At 70.6% G+C, this 18,880-nt stretch carries 16 protein-coding genes and 1 pseudogene; all 17 read left to right on the top strand.

Annotated elements, in window-relative coordinates; genetic code table 11:
* Nucleotides 1–27: 27 nt before the first annotated feature.
* The 17 genes and pseudogenes from IVW53_02275 to IVW53_02195 all read left to right on the top strand — a co-directional run bounded on the left by IVW53_02275 (nt 28) and on the right by IVW53_02195 (nt 18,876).
* Nucleotides 28–237, top strand: a complete 210-nt coding sequence (locus IVW53_02275) for a YlxR family protein (GenBank protein MBF6604397.1) — start codon at nt 28–30, stop codon at nt 235–237.
* Nucleotides 224–2,134: a translation initiation factor IF-2 gene (infB, locus tag IVW53_02270; protein ID MBF6604396.1), complete on the top strand. Its 1,911-nt coding sequence runs from the start codon at nt 224–226 to the stop codon at nt 2,132–2,134. The genes IVW53_02275 and infB overlap by 14 nt, the downstream gene beginning before the upstream one ends.
* Before the next feature lie 28 nt (nt 2,135–2,162).
* Nucleotides 2,163–2,696, top strand: a complete 534-nt coding sequence (gene rbfA / locus IVW53_02265; protein MBF6604395.1) for a 30S ribosome-binding factor RbfA — start codon at nt 2,163–2,165, stop codon at nt 2,694–2,696.
* Nucleotides 2,693–3,724, top strand: a complete 1,032-nt coding sequence (locus IVW53_02260) for a DHH family phosphoesterase (GenBank protein ID MBF6604394.1) — start codon at nt 2,693–2,695, stop codon at nt 3,722–3,724. The genes rbfA and IVW53_02260 overlap by 4 nt, the downstream gene beginning before the upstream one ends.
* A complete protein-coding gene (truB, locus tag IVW53_02255; protein ID MBF6604393.1) occupies nt 3,721–4,677 on the top strand; it encodes a tRNA pseudouridine(55) synthase TruB in 957 nt (318 codons plus the stop codon). Before IVW53_02260 ends, truB begins: the two co-directional genes overlap by 4 nt.
* The gene (locus IVW53_02250) at nt 4,661–5,452 is read left to right on the top strand and encodes an FAD synthetase family protein (protein MBF6604392.1); all 792 of its coding nucleotides are present in this window, start codon (nt 4,661–4,663) and stop codon (nt 5,450–5,452) included. Before truB ends, IVW53_02250 begins: the two co-directional genes overlap by 17 nt.
* 129 nt (nt 5,453–5,581) lie before the next feature.
* Nucleotides 5,582–5,851 (top strand): 30S ribosomal protein S15, encoded by a 270-nt coding sequence (gene rpsO, locus IVW53_02245; protein MBF6604391.1) that lies wholly within the window; start codon nt 5,582–5,584, stop codon nt 5,849–5,851.
* Nucleotides 5,852–5,961: 110 nt separating this feature from the next.
* A pseudogene (locus IVW53_02240) lies at nt 5,962–6,633 on the top strand (polyribonucleotide nucleotidyltransferase).
* A gap of 486 nt (nt 6,634–7,119) precedes the next feature.
* Nucleotides 7,120–8,547, top strand: a complete 1,428-nt coding sequence (gene pnp / locus IVW53_02235; GenBank protein ID MBF6604390.1) for a polyribonucleotide nucleotidyltransferase — start codon at nt 7,120–7,122, stop codon at nt 8,545–8,547.
* Between the two features lie 108 nt (nt 8,548–8,655).
* Nucleotides 8,656–9,711, top strand: coding sequence for an aspartate-semialdehyde dehydrogenase (locus IVW53_02230; GenBank protein MBF6604389.1), 1,056 nt, complete (start codon nt 8,656–8,658; stop codon nt 9,709–9,711).
* Entirely contained in the window at nt 9,708–10,643 is a 936-nt protein-coding gene (locus tag IVW53_02225; GenBank protein ID MBF6604388.1) for a uracil-DNA glycosylase, read from the top strand. The genes IVW53_02230 and IVW53_02225 overlap by 4 nt, the downstream gene beginning before the upstream one ends.
* Before the next feature lie 22 nt (nt 10,644–10,665).
* A complete protein-coding gene (locus tag IVW53_02220; protein MBF6604387.1) occupies nt 10,666–12,330 on the top strand; it encodes a ribonuclease J in 1,665 nt (554 codons plus the stop codon).
* Between the two features lie 4 nt (nt 12,331–12,334).
* The gene (locus tag IVW53_02215; GenBank protein ID MBF6604386.1) at nt 12,335–14,650 is read left to right on the top strand and encodes a DNA translocase FtsK; all 2,316 of its coding nucleotides are present in this window, start codon (nt 12,335–12,337) and stop codon (nt 14,648–14,650) included.
* A 103-nt stretch (nt 14,651–14,753) separates the two neighbouring features.
* Nucleotides 14,754–16,181: a helix-turn-helix domain-containing protein gene (locus IVW53_02210; protein ID MBF6604385.1), complete on the top strand. Its 1,428-nt coding sequence runs from the start codon at nt 14,754–14,756 to the stop codon at nt 16,179–16,181.
* Nucleotides 16,133–16,720, top strand: a complete 588-nt coding sequence (locus tag IVW53_02205; GenBank protein ID MBF6604384.1) for a CinA family protein — start codon at nt 16,133–16,135, stop codon at nt 16,718–16,720. The genes IVW53_02210 and IVW53_02205 overlap by 49 nt, the downstream gene beginning before the upstream one ends.
* Entirely contained in the window at nt 16,717–18,294 is a 1,578-nt protein-coding gene (locus tag IVW53_02200) for a hypothetical protein (protein ID MBF6604383.1), read from the top strand. The genes IVW53_02205 and IVW53_02200 overlap by 4 nt, the downstream gene beginning before the upstream one ends.
* A 90-nt stretch (nt 18,295–18,384) precedes the next feature.
* Nucleotides 18,385–18,876: a YajQ family cyclic di-GMP-binding protein gene (locus IVW53_02195; protein ID MBF6604382.1), complete on the top strand. Its 492-nt coding sequence runs from the start codon at nt 18,385–18,387 to the stop codon at nt 18,874–18,876.
* The last annotated feature ends 4 nt before the right edge of the window (nt 18,877–18,880 follow it).

Genomic DNA, 18,880 nt, shown 5'->3' with positions numbered 1-18,880 from the left:
CGGATCGTCCGGACAGCGGACGGCGCCATGGCCGTCGACCCGTCGGGCCGGCGCTCCGGCCGAGGCGCGTACCTGTGCGTGGACGGCGCCTGTCGAGCGACCGCCCTCGAGAAGGGTGGACTCGGACGCGCCCTCGAGATCTCGCTGTCGGACGACGTGCGCGCGTATCTCGCCGGCGACCCGCCGGCTCATGACCAGATGATCGAAACCCGAGGAGGGACCCATGGCCAGGAGTAGGAGCGGCACCCGCGGCCGTCGAGGCCCCCGCAAACCGCCGCGTCGCGACGGAGCGTTCGTCGCGGCGGTCGTCCAGGTGGCGGATCCGCGCGAGCGTGGCGCGATCGAGCTGCCGTCGACGATCACGGTGAAGGAGCTCGCGGAGCTGCTGTCCGTGAACCCGGCGGACGTCATCCGTGAGCTCATCAAGAGCGGCATCTTCGCGACGATCAATCAGCTCATCGATCGCGACACCGCGTCGCTCGTGGCAGGCGAGCTCGGCTTCGATGTCGCCGAGACCTCCACCGCCAACGGCGGGGCTGTCAACGCCGACGGGACGGCGGAAGAGCCCACGGCCGAAGCGACCAAGGAGGTCCTCTTCGAGGCGGACGATCCGTCGCTCCTCGTGCCGCGGGCGCCCATCGTCACGGTCATGGGCCATGTCGACCACGGCAAGACGAGCCTGCTCGACGCGATCCGGACCACCGAGGTGGCCGCCGGTGAGCGCGGCGGCATCACCCAGCACATCGGGGCGAGCGAGGTCGACAAGGACGGCCGGCGGGTCGTCTTCCTCGACACGCCCGGCCATGAGGCGTTCACCGCGATGCGGGCGCGCGGCGCGCGGGTCACGGACATCGCCGTCGTGGTCGTCGCCGCGGATGACGGCGTCATGCCGCAGACCCTCGAGGCGATCCACCACGCCCGGGCGGCGAAGGTGCCGATCATCATCGCCCTCAACAAGATCGACAAGCCGGACGCCAACCCGGAGCGCGTGAAGACCGAGCTGTCCGAGGCGAACGTCATCGTCGAGGAATACGGCGGCGACACGCCCCTCGTGGCGGTCTCGGCCAAGGCGCGACTCGGGCTCACCGAGCTGTTCGACATGATCCTCCTCGTCGCCGATCTCCAGGAGCTCACGGCCAACCCGAAGCGCCCGGCCGTCGGCACGATCGTCGAGGCGGAGCTCGACAAGGGTCGCGGTCCGGTGGCGACCGCGATCGTCCAGACAGGGACCCTCCGGGTGGGCGACGTCATCGTCGTCGGGGAGACGTTCGGCAAGGTCCGGGCGCTCGAGAACAGTGCCGGCAAGCGAGTGGCGAAGACCGGCCCGTCGAGCGCGGTCGTCGTCCTCGGACTCTCCTCCGTGCCGGCCGCCGGCGACATCCTGCGGGTCGTCGCCGATGAGAAGGAGGCGCGGACGCTCGTCGAGACGCGTCGCGCCGCGACCGCCGCACGTGCGGGGGAGGGGAGCGGGCGAGCTACGCTCGAGGACCTCTACCGCCAGATCCAGACCGGCCAGGCGAAGGAGCTCCGGATCATCCTCAAGACGGACGTCTCGGGGTCGCTCGGGGCGATCACCCACGCCCTCGAACAGATCAGCTCCGACGAGGTCCGCATCAACGTCCTTCACGAGGCCGCCGGCGACATCACGGACAATGACATCATGCTCGCCGCGGCATCCGATGCGATCGTCGTGGGCTTCAGCACGAAGATCACCGAGACGGCTCGCCGGGCTGCCGAGGCCGAGGGCGTCGACGTCCGGATCTACGACATCATCTACAAGTTGACGGACGACATCGACGCGGCCCTCAAGGGCCTCCTCGAGCCGGAAATCGTCGAGGCGGTCGAAGGCCGGGCAGAGGTCCGCCAGGTCATCCGGGTCGGCAAGAACACGGTGATCGCCGGTTCGTACGTCACGGATGGCCGGATGGTCCGCGGCGGGGCCCGGGTCTGGCGCGGTGGCAAGATCATCGCGACCGACCGGATCGAGTCGCTCCGCCGCTTCCGCGACGACGTCCGCGAGGTGGCCACCGGCTTCGAGTGCGGAATCGGGCTCGCCGGGTTCCACGATATCGCGGAGGGCGACGTCATCGAGTGCTTCTCGAGCCAGACGATCAGCCGCGCCGCGTCCGCCTGAGCGGTCGGATCGGCCGCCGGGCACCGCGATGACGCAGCGCACCGAACGGATCGACGAGCTCCTCCGCCAGGAGATCGGCGCGATGCTCGAACGCGAGGTCGCCGATCCGCGGATCGGCTTCGCGACGGTGACCAGTGTCGAGACGACCCCCGATCTCCGCCACGCGAAGGTCTGGGTCAGCGTCATCGGCGGCTCGGCCGAACGGACCGAGACGATTCGCGCGCTCGAGCATGCGATGGTCTTCATCCGTCGCGAGCTCGGGACCCGCCTGCGGCTCCGGCGGATCCCGGACCTCCACGTCCGCCTCGACGACTCCATCGAACGGGGCACCCGCGTCCTCCGGCTCATCGACGCGATAGAAACCGGCGGCGCGACACCGGACGAGCCGGCCGGCGAGTCCCTGCCGACCCCGACGAGAGCGCCGATCGTCCCGGCTGATGCGGCCGCGGATGCTGCAGTGGACCCGCCGTCGCGCCCGGACGGCTTCGGTGCCGCGGCGGCCGAGTTCGCCGCGCTGCGCCGGCCGGCCGCCCGGACGCGCCGTCGCGGCCGAGCCCGATGATCGGACCGCTCGACCTCCGACCGTGGGCGACGGACGTCCCGATTGCCGTCATCGACGCCATCGGCGGCGCGCGGCGCGTCCTCGCGGTCAGCCACGAGAATCCCGATGCCGACACCCTCGGGGCGTCGATCGCGGTGGGCCTGATCGTCGGCGAGCACGGCGGGCGCACCACGCTCGTCTGCTCGGACCCACCGCCGCCCGCCTACGACTTCCTCCCGGGGAAGGACGGTTTCCGGACGGACCCGGAGCCCGGCGTCGAGTACGACCTCCTCGTCGTCTCGGACTGCGGATCGCTCGACCGGATCGGCGAGGTTGGCCGGCGGCAGCGGGCGATCCTCGAGGCCCTGCCGCGGGTCGTCATCGACCACCACATCTCGAATGACACCGCCGGACCGACGGACTGGGTGGACCCGGCGGCTGCCGCGACGTGCGAGATGGTCGGCCTGCTCGCCGCGCGCCTCGGCGTGCCGTTCGAGACCGGGGACGGCGCGCTCGCGACGGCGCTCATGGCGGGCATCGTCATGGACACCGCGACGTTCGCCCACCCGAACGCGACGCCGCGAACGCTCGCCGTCTCGGCCGCCCTCGTGGCGGCTGGCGCGCCGCTCTCCGAGATCTCGCGTCGGCTGTACCGCTCGAAGCCGGACGCGCAGCTCCGCCTCTTCGGCCGCGTCCTCGACCGGCTCGAGACCGTCGACGAGGGTCGGGTCCTGTGGTCGACGCTCACGGACGCGGACGTCGTGGCGAGCGGCGCCGTGCCCGCCCACGCCGAGGGACTCATCGACCTGCTCTCCCAGGCGGATCGGGCTGAGGTGGTCATGCTCCTCAAGGACCACCGCGACACGACGCGGCTGAGTGTGCGGACGCGACCCGGCGGCGTGGATGCGACCGTCCTCACCGGTCGCTTCGGTGGTGGCGGCCACGCCCGGGCGGCAGGAGCGACGATCCCGTTGCCCCTCGGCGCCGCTCGCGACGCGGCGCTCGTCGTGGCGCGCGAGCTGGCGGCACGGGTGGATCGCCGGACGTGACCGAGGCGCTCCGGGAGGCGGACGCGTCCGGAATCCTCGTCGTCGCGAAGCCGACCGGCCCCACCTCGCACGATGTCGTCGCGCTCGTCCGGCGGCTGTCGGGGATCCGGCGCGTCGGCCACGGCGGGACGCTCGACCCATTCGCGAGCGGCGTCCTCCCGATCTTCCTTGGCCGGGCGACCCGCCTCGTCGAGTATCACCTTGGCGACCGCAAGGTGTATCGGGCGACGGTCTGCTTCGGCGCCCATTCGACGACCGATGATCTCGATGGTGAGCTCACCCCGACCGGGCCGGCTCCGGATCGCACGACCGTCGAGCGCGAGCTCGACGGGTTTCGCGGCGAGCTCGAGCAGGTCCCGCCGGCCTTCTCCGCCATCAACGTCGGCGGACGCCGTGCCTACGCCCTGGCTCGGGCCGGACTGACGCCCGAGCTCCGGCCGCGGCACGTGACGGTCCATCGCCTTGAGCTTGTGGCGTGGGACGACGCCGACCCCCACCGTCCACTGGCCGTCCTCGACGTCGAGTGTTCGGCGGGCACGTACATCCGGGCGCTCGCCCGGGATCTCGGCCAACGGACGGGGAGCGGCGCGTACCTCGGCGTCCTGATCCGCCGCGAGAGCGGCCCGTTCCGCCTCGAGGATGCGATCGGCATCGACGAGATCCGGGTGGCCGCGACGAGCGAGCCGTCACGCCTCGCCGATCTCCTCCTGCCAGCCGCGACCGGCCTCGAGCGGTTCCCAAGGGTCGTCCTCGGTCCCGCCGAGGTCGCTGCCGTCTCGCGGGGCCAGTTCATCCGCCCGACGCAGCCGATCGTGGCGCCGGACGAACCGGACGGCCGGCTGCGCCTCGTGGACGACCACGATCGACTCATCGCGATCGCCCGCTGGACCGAGGGTCGTCTCGCTCCGGAGAAGGTGCTCATCGATGCGGTGGCCGATGGATCGCGCGCCTGAACGGACCGCTCCGATGGCGGTCGTCGCGGGCGTCGATGCGCTGACCGCCGAGCGGGGACCGGTCTTCGTCGTCGTGGGCGTCTTCGACGGCCTCCATCTCGGCCATGCCTATCTCCTCCGCCGCCTGGTCCGCGAGGCACGCCATCGCGGCGCGCGCGGGACGGTCGTGACGTTCGACCATCATCCCGACGAGATCCTCGTCGGTCAGGCCCCGGCCCTCCTCTGCGATCCGGCGGAGCGTCTCGAGCGGCTCGCGGCGGCGGCTGTCGAAACCACGGTCGTCCAGCATTTCGACCAGGCGCTCCGCACGACGGAGTACGACACCTTCATCGGCCGGATCGCCGCCCGGGTCGAGATCGCCGGCTTCCTCATGACGCCGGATGCGGCATTCGGGCACGAGCGACGGGGAACGCCGGCGACCGTGTCCGCCCTCGGCGACGAGCTCGGCTTCGAGGTCCTGGTCGTGCCGCCGTTCACGCTGGACGGCGGAGCGGTCCGCAGCACGGACGTGCGCGACGCGATCGCCGCCGGCGATCTCGCCCGGGCGGAACGCCTCCTCGGACGTCCGGTCGCCGTGGTCGGAGCGGCGTCGGCGGCCCCGAACGGCTCGATCGTGTCGTTCGCCCTGCCGGTCGCCCTGCCGCCGGCTGGAGACTACCGTGTCGTGGTGCGGCCTCCCGGGAGGCGGTCCGTTCGCGCCCTGGCGCTCGTGACCAGCGACCGGATCGAGCTCGACCGGTCGTTCGATGGACCACTGCGGATCGTCTTCGCCTGAGCGATCCTGTCTCCCCGCTCGCCGCGCCGGCCGGGGCGCGTTTGCCGCATCGGTGCGGGGCTGGTATCCTCCGCCGGTTCGACAAAGACAAGGAACCATCACCACAGCAGCATCGTGTCGGAGGATTGCGTGCCGCTCGCGCGGGAACAGAAGCTCTCGGTCGTCACCACATTCGCCCGGAGCGAGGGAGACACCGGATCGCCGGAGGTCCAGATCGCGCTCCTGACGGAGCGGATCAAGGGACTCACGGGTCATCTGAAGAGCTTCCCGAAGGACAACCATTCCCGCCGCGGCCTCCTCAAGCTCGTTGGCCATCGCCGTCGCCTTCTTGCCTATCTCATCCGGAAGGACAACGTGCGATACCGAGCCGTCATCGGACAGCTCGGACTCCGCCGCTAAGGGTCACGTCGCCGACCGACCGGGGAGACCGGCGTCGGAACGTCGCCACGCGCGGGTCGGTCTTCGCGCCAGGGCCAGTCGCTCCTCCACGGCAGGAGGTACACATCCCCGTGTCTCAGACATTCGAGACGCAGTTCGGTGGGCGCACGCTCACGATCGAAACGGGCAAGCTCGCCCGCCTCGCCGGTGGCTCGGTCACCGTCCGTTTCGGCGATACGATGGTGCTCGGCACCGCGAACCGCTCGGAGCCACGGCCCGGCCTCGACTTCTTCCCGCTCACGGTCGACTTCGAGGAGCGGATGTATGCGGCGGGCAAGATCCCCGGCGGCTTCATCAAGCGTGAGGCTCGCCCCTCGGAGGCGGCCATCCTCGCTGCGCGGATGACGGACCGGCCGATCCGCCCGCTCTTCCCGGAGGGCTACAAGGACGATGTCCAGGTCGTCCTCACGGTCCTCTCGACGGACCAGGAGAACGACCCGGACGTTCTCGGCACGGTCGCCGCATCGGCGGCATTGACGATCAGCGAGATCCCGTTCCAGGGCCCGATCGGCGCGGTCCGCATCGGCCGGATCGGCGGGGAGTTCGTCGTCAACCCGACCATGAGCCAGCTCGAGGAGTCGGAGCTCGACCTTGTCGTCTCCGGCACCCGCGACGCGATCATGATGGTCGAGGCCGGCGCCAGGCTCCTGCCTGAGGCTGTCATGGCCGAGGCGATCCTCTTCGGGCACCGGGCGATCCAGCCGCTCATCGACCTCCAGGAGCGGCTCCGCGAGGCGGTCGGCAAGGCGAAGGTGTTGCCGTACCTCGAGCCCGGCACCGGCTCGGTCCTCGGGTTCGTCGCGAAGGCTCGCGATGGCGCCGAGTTCGTCGTCGTCGACACCGAGACGACCGGCACGGATCCCAGGATGGCCGACCTCGTCGAGATCGCCGCGGTCAGGATCAGGGCCGGCGCGGTCGTCGACCGCTGGTCGACCCTCGTCAACCCCGGGCGCTCGATCGTCGGTAACCAGATGCACGGCATCACCGACAAGGACGTCAAGAAGGCCCCATCGCCCCGTGAGGCTGCCGAAGCGTTCCTCGTCTTCGCCGGCGATGCCACGATCGTCGGCCACTCCGTCGGCTTCGATCTCGGTTTCATCGAGGAGGCTCGGGGCGACGGCTATCGCTTCGCCCCGGACCGCTACCTCGACACGCTCGTGATCGCCCGGGATGGGTATCCGGGGTTCAGTGAGAGCTACAAGCTCGCCGACCTCACGAAGTTCTTCGGCATCGCCCTCGAGAACAACCACCGGGCGCTGCCCGACGCCGAGGCGACGGCTGCCCTCCTCCTCGCCTTCGCCGCGGACCTCCCCGGCCGCATCGAGACGCTGCACGACGGCATCGCCGCGTCGATCCGGGCGAACCGCACGGGCGGCGACGCCAAGGGCCTGCTCGAGGCCGCTCGACGCCAGGCGCGGGTGAGCAAGGCGCTCTTCGGTCTCGTCCACAAGAAGACGGTCCGTGAGCTCGTCTTCAGCGAGAAGATCCGGATGGACGGTCGCGCCCCTGACGAGCTGCGGCCGATCTCGGTCGAGGTCGGCCTCGTGCCGCGGGCACATGGCTCGGGTCTCTTCACCCGGGGTGAGACGCAGGCATTGACGGTCGCCACACTCGGGGCGAGCTCCGATGTCCAGCGGATCGACACGATCAGCCCGAAGACCGAGAAGCGCTACCTCCACCACTACAACATGCCCCCCTACAGCACGGGTGAGAACAAGCCGATGCGCGGCCCCGGTCGTCGCGAGATCGGCCACGGCAACCTCGCCGAACGCGCCCTCATCCCGGTCCTGCCGCGCCAGGAAGACTTCCCGTACGTCATCCGCCTCGTCTCCGAGTGCGTGACGTCGAACGGCTCGACGTCGATGGCCTCGACCTGCGGCTCCACGCTCGCCCTTATGGACGCCGGCGTGCCGATCAGCGCTCCGGTCGCCGGCGCGGCCATGGGTCTGATCAGCGAGCCGGATGGCCGGTTCGCGGTCCTGACGGACATCCTCGGCAAGGAGGACTCGTTCGGCGACATGGACTTCAAGGTCACCGGGACCCGGGATGGGATCACGGCCCTCCAGATGGACATCAAGGTCAGGGGCATCAATGAGGCGATCATCCGTCAGGGGCTTGCCCAGGCCCTTGAGGCGCGCCTCATCATCCTCGACAAGATGACCGAGGTCATGCCCGAGACCCGAGGCGCGATGAGCGACTTCGCGCCGCGGATCACGACCATCAGGATCAATCCCGAGCGGATCCGCGACATCATCGGCAAAGGCGGTTCGATGATCCGCAAGATCCAGGAGGAGACGGGGACCGAGATCAACGTCGAGGACGACGGCTCGGTGGAGATCGCCGCGGTCTCGGGCGACAACGCCCGCAAGGCGATCCAGTGGATCGAGTCGCTCACGCGCGACGTCGAGGTCGGCTCGCTCTACCTCGGCAAGGTCACCCGGCTCATGGGCTTCGGCGCCTTCGTCGAGATCCTCCCCGGCAAGGAGGGCCTGGTCCGGATCGGCGAGCTCGCCGACTATCACGTGCCATCGGTGGAAGACGTCGTGTCCGTCGGTGACGAGGTGATGGTCGTCGTGATCGAGGTCGACCGCCAGGGGAGGATCAACCTGAGCCGGAAGGCGGCGATGCAGCGCCACCTCGCCACCGAGCCCGTCTGACCTCCGATCTCTCCGATCGCATCGCGCGCCGCCGGGAGCCCGGCGGCGCGCTGCTATACTCCGGGCCGTGCCCGGTCCCAAGTCTCACCGCGCGGAGCCGTGCCGTCGATGACCCGTCAGCCTCTCTCTGTGGCCGTCGTCGGCGCGACCGGCGTCGTCGGCCGGACGATGATCCAGGTCCTCACCGAACGCGGATTCCCCATCCGTGAGCTCCGTCTGCTCGCCTCGGGCCGGTCGGCGGGTCGGACGGTGAGCGTCGAAGGGCGGACGCTGGAGGTGGGCGAAGCGGCCCCCGAGGCGTTTGACGGCGTCGATATCGCCCTTTTCTCGGCCGGCGCCGGCGTCTCGGAGGACCTCGCGCCTGCCGCCGTGGCGCACGGCGCCGTCGTCATCGACAACTCGAGCGCGTGGCGGATGACGGACGGTGTGCCGCTCGTCGTCTCACAGGTGAACCCGGACGATGCGGCCACGCATGACGGGATCATCGCGAACCCGAACTGTTCGACGATGCAGCTTGCTCCGGTGCTCATGGCCCTCCGCGACGCGGTCGGGCTCGAGCGCGTCATCGTGGATACGTATCAGAGCGTCTCGGGGACGGGCGCCGAGGCGATCGCCGAGCTCGAGGGCCAGGTCCGCGCCCACGTCAGCGGCGATGTCGCGACGGCGGCGGTCTACCCGCATCGGATCGCCTTCAACGCCCTGCCGGAGATCGACGTCTTCCTCCCCAACGGCTATTCGCGCGAGGAGTGGAAGCTCGTGACGGAAAGCCGGAAGATCCTCCACCTGCCGGAGCTCCGGATCAGCGCGACGGCGGTCCGGATCCCCGTCTTCGTCGGCCACTCTGAGGCGGTCCACGTGGAGACGCGTGAGCCGATCACGCCCGACCGGGCGCGTGCGCTGTTCGCGGCCATCCCCGGCGTCGTCGTCCGCGACGACCCGGCCGCCCATGTCTACCCACTCGCGACGGAGGCGGCCGGACGCGACGAGGTGTTCGTCGGCCGGGTCCGCCAGGATCCGTCGATCCCGAACGGTCGCGGGATCGCCCTGTGGGTCGTTTCCGACAACCTCCGCAAGGGTGCGGCGACGAATGCCGTCGAGATCGCCGAACTCATCGCGGCTCGCGGCTGGATCAGTCGGGCCTCCTCCCGGGCAGGGGCCGCATGACCGAGGCCGAGCGTCGCTCGGCGCTCGAGGCCGTCGCCGCGGACGTCCGGATCTGCACCCGCTGCCGGCTCCACGAAGGTCGCACCCGAGCGGTCCCCGGCGAGGGGCACCCGTCCACGGAGGTCGTCTTCGTCGGCGAGGGACCGGGTGCCAACGAGGATCGCGAGGGTCGACCGTTCGTCGGGCGGGCGGGTGACCTCCTCGTGAAGCTCCTCGCGACGATCGGCTGGAGGCGCGACGAGGTGTTCATCACGAACGTCGTGAAGTGCCGACCGCCGGAGAACCGGGACCCGGAGCCCGACGAGATCGCGGCCTGCCTGCCGTACCTTCAGCGCCAGCTGGAGATCCTCGACCCGGCCCTCATCGTCACCCTCGGCCGGCACTCGCTCGGCCGCTTCCGACCGGGTGCCCGGATCGGCCAGACGCACGGGACGTCCGCGCCGGTCGACCCGGCGTCGGGCGCGCGCGACGCCCTCGGCTACGCCCTCTATCACCCGGCCGCCGCCCTGCGCTCCACCGACGTGGAACGGCAGACCTTCGACGACGTCGCGGGTATCCCGGGCGCGCTCCTGGCGGCCCGAGCTCGTCGCGACGAGGAGGGGGCCCGGATCGCCGCCGCGAGCGCCCCGTCGGCGCCGTCGGCGGCGGCGGTCGCTCCGTCCGCGTTGGCTGCAGCTCCGTCGGCGGCCCTGGCTCCGTCCGTGATATCGGCGCCACGATTAGCCCACGCGCCGAAGCGATCACCGGAGGGTGTGGAGCACCCTGAGCGAGGTGTCGACGCCGTCGCTGAGGGCGCGTCTGCCGGCTCGCGGAGTCCGGCATCGTCCGCTAATGGTGCGGCCGATATCGAGCGTGCTGCAGCGTCGGGATCCGCGACAGACGATCGGCTCGACCCGCGCGCCGACGAGACCGGCCAGCTCTTCGCCTTCTAACCAGACCACCGTCAGGAGACTCATGCCCGATCCACAGCGACCGCTCCGCATCATCCCGCTCGGCGGGGTGGGCGAGATCGGCAAGAACATGTATGTGTTCGAATACGGCGACGACATCGTCGTCATCGACTGCGGTCTCATGTTCCCGGACGAGGAGATGTTCGGCATCGACCTCGTCATCCCCGACGTCAGCTATCTCAAGGAGCGCCGGGACCAGGTTCGCGCCTTCCTCATCACGCACGCACACGAGGACCACGTCGGCGGCCTGCCGTACATCCTGCCCGAGTTCCCCGGCGTGCCCGTCTACGCGAGCACCCTCGCCCGGGGACTCCTCGGCAACAAGGTCAAGGAGCACCGGCTCCACAACAACCCGCTCCGCGCGCTGAACCCCGGCGACGAGATCACGATCGGTCCGTTCACCGTCATCCCGTTCCGGATCGGCCACTCGATCCCCGACGCGATGGGGATCGCCCTGCGGACCCCGGTCGGGACGGTCGTCCACACCGGAGACTTCAAGTTCGACCACACGCCGGTCGACGGCAAGCTGTCCGACTTCGCGATCCTCGCCGCGCTCGGTGCGGAAGGCGTGATCTGCCTCCTCTCCGACTCCACGCGCGCCGAGAACCCAGGCTACACGCCGTCCGAGCGGACCGTCGGCGAGGCGTTCCGCGAGATCATGGAGCCGCTCCAGGGACGCGTCATCGTCGCCACCTTCGCGAGCAACATCGCCCGCGTCCAGCAGGTCCTCGACGCCGCGGCGACGTTCGATCGCAAGGTCGCCGTCATCGGCCGCTCCATGGAACAGAACTTCCGGATCGCGAGCGACCTCGGCTATCTCACCTATCCCGCCTCGCAGATCGTGGCCAAGGATCGGATCGCCGAGGTCCCGGCGAACAAGCTCGTCATCGCGACGACCGGCGCCCAGGGCGAGCCGATGGCCGGCCTGGCCCGGATGGCGAATCGCGATCACCGATACGTCGAGATCGTCCCCGGCGACACCGTCATCGTGAGCGCGAGCCCGATCCCCGGCAACGAGGAGTATGTAAGCCGCACGGTGGACAACCTCTTCAAGGCCGGCGCGAACGTCTTTTATCACGCGATCAAGCGCGCCCACGTCTCCGGCCACGCGAGCCAGGAAGAGCTCAAGCTCATGCTCGGCCTCACGAAGCCGCGCTACTTCATCCCGATCCACGGCGAGTTCCGGATGCAGGTCCAGCACGGTCGCCTCGCGATCGAGACCGGCGTCGCCGCGGAGAACGTCTTTATCATCGAGAACGGGATGCCGATCGAGATCCTGCCGGACGGCTCTGCCCGACGCGGCACGCCCGTCACCGCCGGCTACGTCTTCGTCGACGGCCTCTCCGTCGGGGACGTCGGCGAAGTCGTCCTCCGCGATCGGCGGGCGCTCGCGAACGACGGGATGTTCCTCGTCGTCGTCACCGTCGACAAGCAGACGGGGACCGTCATCGGCCGACCGGAGGTCATCACCCGCGGCTTCGTCCCGAACGACCGCGATCCGGTCATCGAGTCGGCGACCGAGCGGGTCATCCAGGCGATCGAGAACCCCGGCGATCACATCAGCGAGATCGCGCTCCTCAAGAGCCAGATCAAGGACGCCGTGTCGCGCCACCTCTACGAACAGACGAAGCGACGACCGATGGTCTTCCCGGTCGTCGTCGAGGTCTGAGCTCGTGGCGACCCGGCGTCGACCGACCACCCGCCGATCCTCGCGGCCCGGCAGCGGGCGACGGGGGAGCGCGTTCACCCTGCCGACGCTCAGCCAGGACGTGGCGCGGTCGCTCGTCGGGATCTTCCTGCTTGTCCTCGGGGCGGTGACGCTCATCGCCCTCATGCTCCCAGGGCAGGGTCGGCTCACGGACGTGTGGCGCGACGCGGTCGCGCCATGGTTCGGCTCGGGCCGCTGGTTCCTGCCCTTCCTCCTCCTCGGTGCCGGCGCGTATGTCGAGCGCGTGCCCCGCGGCACGAACAGCTGGCAGCTCACGCTCGTCGGCGTCGTCATCGCTTACCTCGGCCTGCTCGGTGTCATGGCGTTCCTCGGTCCGCATCGCGGCGGGAACATCGGCGGTTGGGAGATGCAGGCGCTCGGCGGACTGATCACCCGGCCCGGGGCGTTCGTCGTCCTCGCCTCGATCGGGATCGCCGGCGCCCTTCTCACACTCGACATGAGCCTTCGCTCCTTTATCTCGCCGCTCGGTCGAGGCGCCAGCGGCCTCGCCGCCCTGCTCGACCGATCGGCGAGAGATGAGCGGCCGGCCCCCGGCGGCGCCCGACGGTCGACGACCACGAGGTCCGCCGCCGAGGCGGCCACGACGACCTCCACGACGGGGTCGACGGAGGAGCGGCCCTCGACTCCGGGTCGGATGCCGTCCCCGATCTCGAGCCCGGCGCCGATGAGCCAGACCGTGGTCTCCGGGCGAGATGGACCTGCGCCCGAGTCCCGCGGCCCCGTGGCCGCAGCGGCCGTCCTCGGCGACGCGGCGGTCGAGCTGCTCTCGGCGGATCACGCCGCCCGACCGATCGACCGGCCATGGGTCCTCCCCCCGATCGAGCTCATCCCGAGCCTTGCCGAGGGGATCGTCGGCAAGGCGGACCACCGCATGAACATCGGGATCATCGAACAGAAGCTCCTGAGCTTCGACATCCCGGCCACCGTGGTGGCGACGAACACCGGCCCGGTCGTCACGCAGTACGAGGTGCGGCCGGAGCGCCACGTGAAGATCTCGCGCATCGAGGGCCTCGCGGACGACCTGGCGATGGCGCTCGCCGCCCGGACGATCCGGATCGAAGCACCGATCCCCGGCCGGGACGTCGTCGGCATCGAGATCCCGAACGTGAAGTCCGAGGTCGTCGGCTTCCGCCGCGTCATGGACGACACGCGGATGCTCGACGCGGAGAGCCGGCTCTCGTTCGCGCTCGGACGCGACGTGTCCGGCAAGGCGTACGCCGTGGACCTCGCCAAGATGCCGCACCTCCTCGTCGCGGGGGCGACCGGCTCGGGCAAGAGCGTCTGCGTCAACGCCCTCATCACGAGCCTCCTCATGCATGCCCGCCCGGACGAGGTTCGGCTCATCCTCGTCGACCTCAAGCGGGTCGAGCTCGCCCCGTACGATCGCCTCCCGCACCTCCTCGCGCCCGTGATCGTCGAGCCGCAGGAGGCGAAGTCGGCACTCGACTGGGCGGTCCGCCAGATGGAGGAGCGGTACAAGGCGCTCGCCTCGAAGGCGGAACGGAACATCGCCGCCTACAACGCGAGCCCGAACGTCCGGCTCGACGAGCGGTTGCCGTACATCGTCATCGTCATCGACGAGCTCGCCGACCTCATCATGCGCGAGGGCCGGAAGGTCGAGGACCCGGTCGTCAAGATCGCCCAGAAGGCGCGCGCGGTGGGGATCCACCTCGTCCTGGCGACCCAGCGACCGAGCGTCAATGTCGTCACCGGCCTCATCAAGGCGAACGTCCCGTCGCGGATCGCCTTCGCGATGGCCTCCATGGTGGACAGCCGGACGGTCCTCGACGCGCCCGGCGCCGAGGACCTCATCGGGCGTGGCGACATGCTCTACCAGCCGGTGGACCTGCCTCGACCGGTACGGATGCAGGGCGTGTTCGTCAGCGACGACGAGGTTCGCAGCGTCACGAAGCACTGGATCGCGCAGGCCCCGGTGCCCCTCTACGACCCGGACGTCCTCGCCTACATCGACACGGACGGCAACGGCGACAGCCAGTTCGGCTGGCTTGCCGGCAAGGTGGACGACGACATGGTGATCGCGGCGGCGGACCTCGTCACGACCCTCGGCAGGGCGTCGACATCGATGCTCCAGACGAAGCTCAAGGTAGGGTTCAGCCGGGCGAGCCGGCTGATGGACGACCTCGAGCGGTACGGCATCGTGGGCCCGCAGGATCCACGCAACCCGGCGGTCCCGCGGATCGTCTACGGCCGGGACAACTGGATCGTCAGCAATGACGAGCTCGACGGCTCCGGTCTCTGACGAACCCGCCGAGCGGAGGATCCGATCCGGTGGGGTATCCTGAACCCAGATCGGACGGCGGCGTGGGCGGCGTCGTCGACACCCCGAGGACCTGCGCACGCCGATGACCACTCGAGATGAGACCCGCCGCCGGAACGACGTCCGCACGGACGGCGCCCGGCCGGTGGTGGCCGCGACCGCGGCCCCGAGCCTGCCCGAACGGCTGCTCGCCGCCCGGGAACGGAAGGGCGTCGACCTGTATCGCGCCGAGCGCGACACGAAGATCCGGTCGCGCTACCTCGCGGCCCTCGAGCGCGGCGACTACCGCGAGCTCCCGGGCGCGGTGTACACGAAGGGCTTCCTCCGCAACTACGCCCTCTACCTCGGCCTCGATCCGGATGAGATCCTCGTGCAGTGGCGACGCGAGCGCGGCGACGGCGGGGCAACGACCGAGCCGGTCATCGTCGTCCCGCGAGCACTCACCGCACCGCGCCAGGGACTGACGTTCTCTCCGGCGGTCGTCGTCGCGGCGCTCATGACCGTCCTCCTCATCCTGTTCGTCGCCTACCTCGGCGTGCAGCTCCTCCGGTTCGCGAAACCGCCGTCGATCGCGGTCACGGACCCGCCGACCGCGGTGATGACCGTGAACGATGCGGCGACAAGCTATCTGCTCCAGGGCACGACGATCCCCCATGGCACCGTGACGATCGTCGGTTCCGCCGGCACGCCGATCCAGGTCACCGCCGGCAGCGACGGGACGTGGAGCCAGGCCGTCCCGATCCGGCGCGGCCGCAACGACTTCCGCATCTCGGCGACGGATCCCGACACCGGAAAGAACTCCGACCAGACGATCCCGATCATCATCGATGTCCCGTTCTCGGTGGTCCAGGCACCCACCCTCGCAGTCGATTCACCGGCGGACGGGGCGAGCTTCGAGAACGGAGCGATCCCGGTGAGCGGGACCGCGACGAATGCGACGCAGGTCGTCGTGAGCGCGGCGTACCTCGGACCGGTCGGTAGCGGCGGGCCGGTCGGGAGTGCGGCGACGCCTGCCGCGACGCCGCGTCCCACTGCCAGTCCGACCGGGACACCCGGCACGACGCCGGTGCCGACGCCGGCACCTCCGGCGAGCGTGACGGTGACGGTGGCACCGGACGGGACGTTCACGACGCCATTCGAGCTGACGAGCGGCCGCTGGCAGCTGACGGTCGCCGCGTCGTCCGCGGAGGGCAAGACGACGACGATCAGCCGGACGGTGACCGTCGCCTACAAGGGCGTCAACGTCGTCGTGACGATCAAGGGTCGAGCGTGGCTCAAGGTCTGGGTGGACGGCCAGGTCGACGCGTCAACCGGGGCGGCGGGGACCGTCTTCGGGGACGGCAAGGTCCTCACCTATACCGGTCAGCAGTCGGTGGAGGTCAGGACCGGCTCGAGCTCCTCGACGTACTTCAGCGTGAACGGCACGAACCTCGGCCGTCTCGGCCTGACGGCGAACCCCGAGACATGGCTCTTCAGCCCGAGCGGGCCGCCGAAACAGACGACCGACCAGTAACGACGATGGTCATGGCCGCCGACCCGGTCGACGATGACCCGCTCGGCGACGACCTGCTCGCCCTCGCCGAGCGACTCCTTGCCCGCTGCCGTGCCACCGGCCTCACCGTGGCGACGGCCGAGTCGTGCACCGGCGGGCTCGTCGCCCACACGATCACCCGGATCCCCGGATCGTCCGCCTGTTTCGTCGGCGGCGTGGTCTCGTACGCGGACTCGGCGAAGATCGAGCTGCTCGGGATCGGCGCGGCGGTGCTCGGCGCCCATGGCGCCGTGAGCGCCCAGACCGCGAAGGCGATGGCGGAGAGCATCCGCGGCCGTCTCGGCGCAGACCTCGGCGCGGCCGTCACCGGCATCGCCGGTCCGGACGGTGGCACGCCGACGAAGCCGGTCGGCCTCACGTACATCGCGCTGGCCTCGACGGCGGGAACCGAGGTCCGCCGGTTCACCTGGAGCGGGGACCGGGCCGCGAACGTGCGATCGAGCGCCAGGGCGACCCTCGAGCTCCTCGTGGCCCACGCCGAACGCGACGCCTCCGCATGACCCGCCCGGCGGCGTCCATCGGCGCCGGACTCGCGCCGGCCCGGACGGCGCGGCCGATCCGAGACGGTGAGCGACTCCACGTCGTCGGGATCGCGGGGGCCGGGGCGAGCGGAGCGGCGCTCGTCGCAGCTCACGCTCGTGTGGTCGTCGACGGTTGCGACTCGGACGGCGAGTCACCGTACACACCCGCGCTCGCCGAGGCGGGGATCCCGGTGCTCCTGGGTCACGATCCCGCCCATGTCGAACGGCAGCCGGCCCCGGACCGCCTTGCGGTCACGAAGGCCCTCACCTCGATCGCACCGGATCACCCGGAGCTCGAGGCTGCCCGCCGGCGCGGCATCCCGCTCGAGCCGTGGCAGCAGGTGGTGGCGGACGCGGCGGTCGGGCGGACCCTCGTCGGCGTCGCCGGCACCCATGGCAAGAGCACGACCGCCGGCTGGCTCGTCGACGTGCTCGTCGCGGCGGGGGAGGATCCAGCAGCGTTCGTCGGGGCGCTGCTCCCGACCGCGATCACGGGCGGCGTGCCGGCCACGGCCCGCCGGGGGAGGGGAGCGGCGTTCGTGGTCGAGGCGGACGAGTACGCCGGGAACTTCGATCCGTACCGACCCGCCATCGCGGTCCTCACGAACGCGGACTGGGACCATCCGGACGTCTTCGCGGACCGCGACGCCGTCATCGAGACCTACGTGGACTGGCTCGCCGCGGCGGCCCTGGGCGGAGACGGACCACGCGACGGGCCTCCGCCGGTCCTCGTCGCGAACGTCGCGGACCGCGGCGCCGAACTCGTCGTCGGCCGCATGGCCGGCTGGCCCGGGACGGTCATCGCGACCGCCCTCCTCGATGGTGCGTCCGCGCCGCGACCTGGCCTGCTCCGCGGGATGGCCGATCAGTACACGACCGGCGGCGGGCCGGCCCGCGGGCTGCTCGGTCGGATCGTCGGCGCGGATCCCTCGGGCACGACCCTCGAGATCACCGGGCTCGATCCCCTGACGGGGTCGGTCGTCGTCCGGATCGCGACGGCTGGTCGGCACAACGCCGCGAACGCGCTCGGCGTCGTGGGCGCGGCACTCGCCCTCGGCCTGTCGCGGTCCGCCGTCGTCGCGTCCATCGGGCGGTTCTCGGGCGTCGGCCGCCGGCTGGAGCGGAAAGGCGAGGCAGGGGGCGTGGTCGTGTACGACGACTACGGCCATCATCCGACCGCCATCCGGGCGACGATCGCGGCCGTCCGGCAGCGTGAACCGGGACGCCCGCTGTGGGCCGTCTATGAGCCGCTCACGTTCCATCGGACCGCGGCCCTCCTCGATCGCTTCGCGTTCGCCCTCGCGGACGCGGACGGGGTGGCGATCGCCGACATCTGGGCCGGCCGCGATCTCGACACCGCGAGCGTCTCCGGGGCGGATCTCGCGGCCGCCATCGCGCAGGTCCGACCCGGCATCGACGTCGTCGCACCGGGCTCGGTCGAGGTGACGGCCGCGTGGCTCGCGGCTCACGTCCGAGCGGGCGACGTCGTCCTCGTCATGGGCGGCGGGCGCAGCTACCGGATCGCCGAACTCCTCCTCGCAACGCTCGCTTGAGCGGGCGGGCTCCGGCTCGCCCGGGTACCATGGCGGCCGGCGCCGGGAGTGGACCGGGCGCACGGGGAGCGGGCAGGAGGCGGAGATTCGATGGCCGGCGAGGTCTCGTTCGACGTGGTGAGCGACTATGACGAGCAGGAGCTCCGCAACGCGCTCGACCAGGTCCGGCGTGAGATCCAGCAACGGTTCGACTTCAAGGGCGTCACCGTCGAGCTCGTCCAGGCAAAGGACGATCTCACCCTGCTCACGGACGACGAGCACCGTGCCGCTGCGGTCAAGGACCTCATCGAGTCCAAGGCGGTGCGGCGGAATCTCAGCCTCAAGATCTTCGATTGGGGCCGCGTCGAACCGGCCGGCGGGAACAAGGTCCGCCAGGTCATCGCGCTTCGGCGCGGGCTGCCGGAGGAGCTCGCGAAGAAGCTGACCAGGCTCATCCGTGACGAGTTCCCCAAGGTCAAGTCGCAGATCCAGGGTGATGCGGTCCGGGTATCGGGCAAGAGCAAGGACGACCTCCAGCGGGTGATCACCCGACTCCGTGAGCTCGACGAGGCGGTCCCGCTTCAGTTCCAGAACTACCGCTGACGTC

Source organism: Chloroflexota bacterium, assembly GCA_015478725.1.
Taxonomy (GTDB): Bacteria; Chloroflexota; Limnocylindria; order Limnocylindrales; family CSP1-4; genus C-114.
This window is presented reverse-complemented; position numbering and strand designations above follow the sequence as displayed.

Excerpts from the sequence above, each read along its gene's own strand:
- IVW53_02275 (MBF6604397.1), top strand. The coding sequence starts at position 28 with ATGGCCGTCGACCCGTCGGGCCGGCGCTCCGGCCGAGGCGCGTACCTG.
- infB (MBF6604396.1), top strand. The coding sequence starts at position 224 with ATGGCCAGGAGTAGGAGCGGCACCCGCGGCCGTCGAGGCCCCCGCAAA.
- rbfA (MBF6604395.1), top strand. The coding sequence starts at position 2,163 with ATGACGCAGCGCACCGAACGGATCGACGAGCTCCTCCGCCAGGAGATC.
- IVW53_02260 (MBF6604394.1), top strand. The coding sequence starts at position 2,693 with ATGATCGGACCGCTCGACCTCCGACCGTGGGCGACGGACGTCCCGATT.
- IVW53_02250 (MBF6604392.1), top strand. The coding sequence starts at position 4,661 with ATGGATCGCGCGCCTGAACGGACCGCTCCGATGGCGGTCGTCGCGGGC.
- IVW53_02230 (MBF6604389.1), top strand. The coding sequence starts at position 8,656 with ATGACCCGTCAGCCTCTCTCTGTGGCCGTCGTCGGCGCGACCGGCGTC.
- IVW53_02225 (MBF6604388.1), top strand. The coding sequence starts at position 9,708 with ATGACCGAGGCCGAGCGTCGCTCGGCGCTCGAGGCCGTCGCCGCGGAC.
- IVW53_02220 (MBF6604387.1), top strand. The coding sequence starts at position 10,666 with ATGCCCGATCCACAGCGACCGCTCCGCATCATCCCGCTCGGCGGGGTG.
- IVW53_02210 (MBF6604385.1), top strand. The coding sequence starts at position 14,754 with ATGACCACTCGAGATGAGACCCGCCGCCGGAACGACGTCCGCACGGAC.
- IVW53_02205 (MBF6604384.1), top strand. The coding sequence starts at position 16,133 with ATGGCTCTTCAGCCCGAGCGGGCCGCCGAAACAGACGACCGACCAGTA.
- IVW53_02200 (MBF6604383.1), top strand. The coding sequence starts at position 16,717 with ATGACCCGCCCGGCGGCGTCCATCGGCGCCGGACTCGCGCCGGCCCGG.
- IVW53_02195 (MBF6604382.1), top strand. The coding sequence starts at position 18,385 with ATGGCCGGCGAGGTCTCGTTCGACGTGGTGAGCGACTATGACGAGCAG.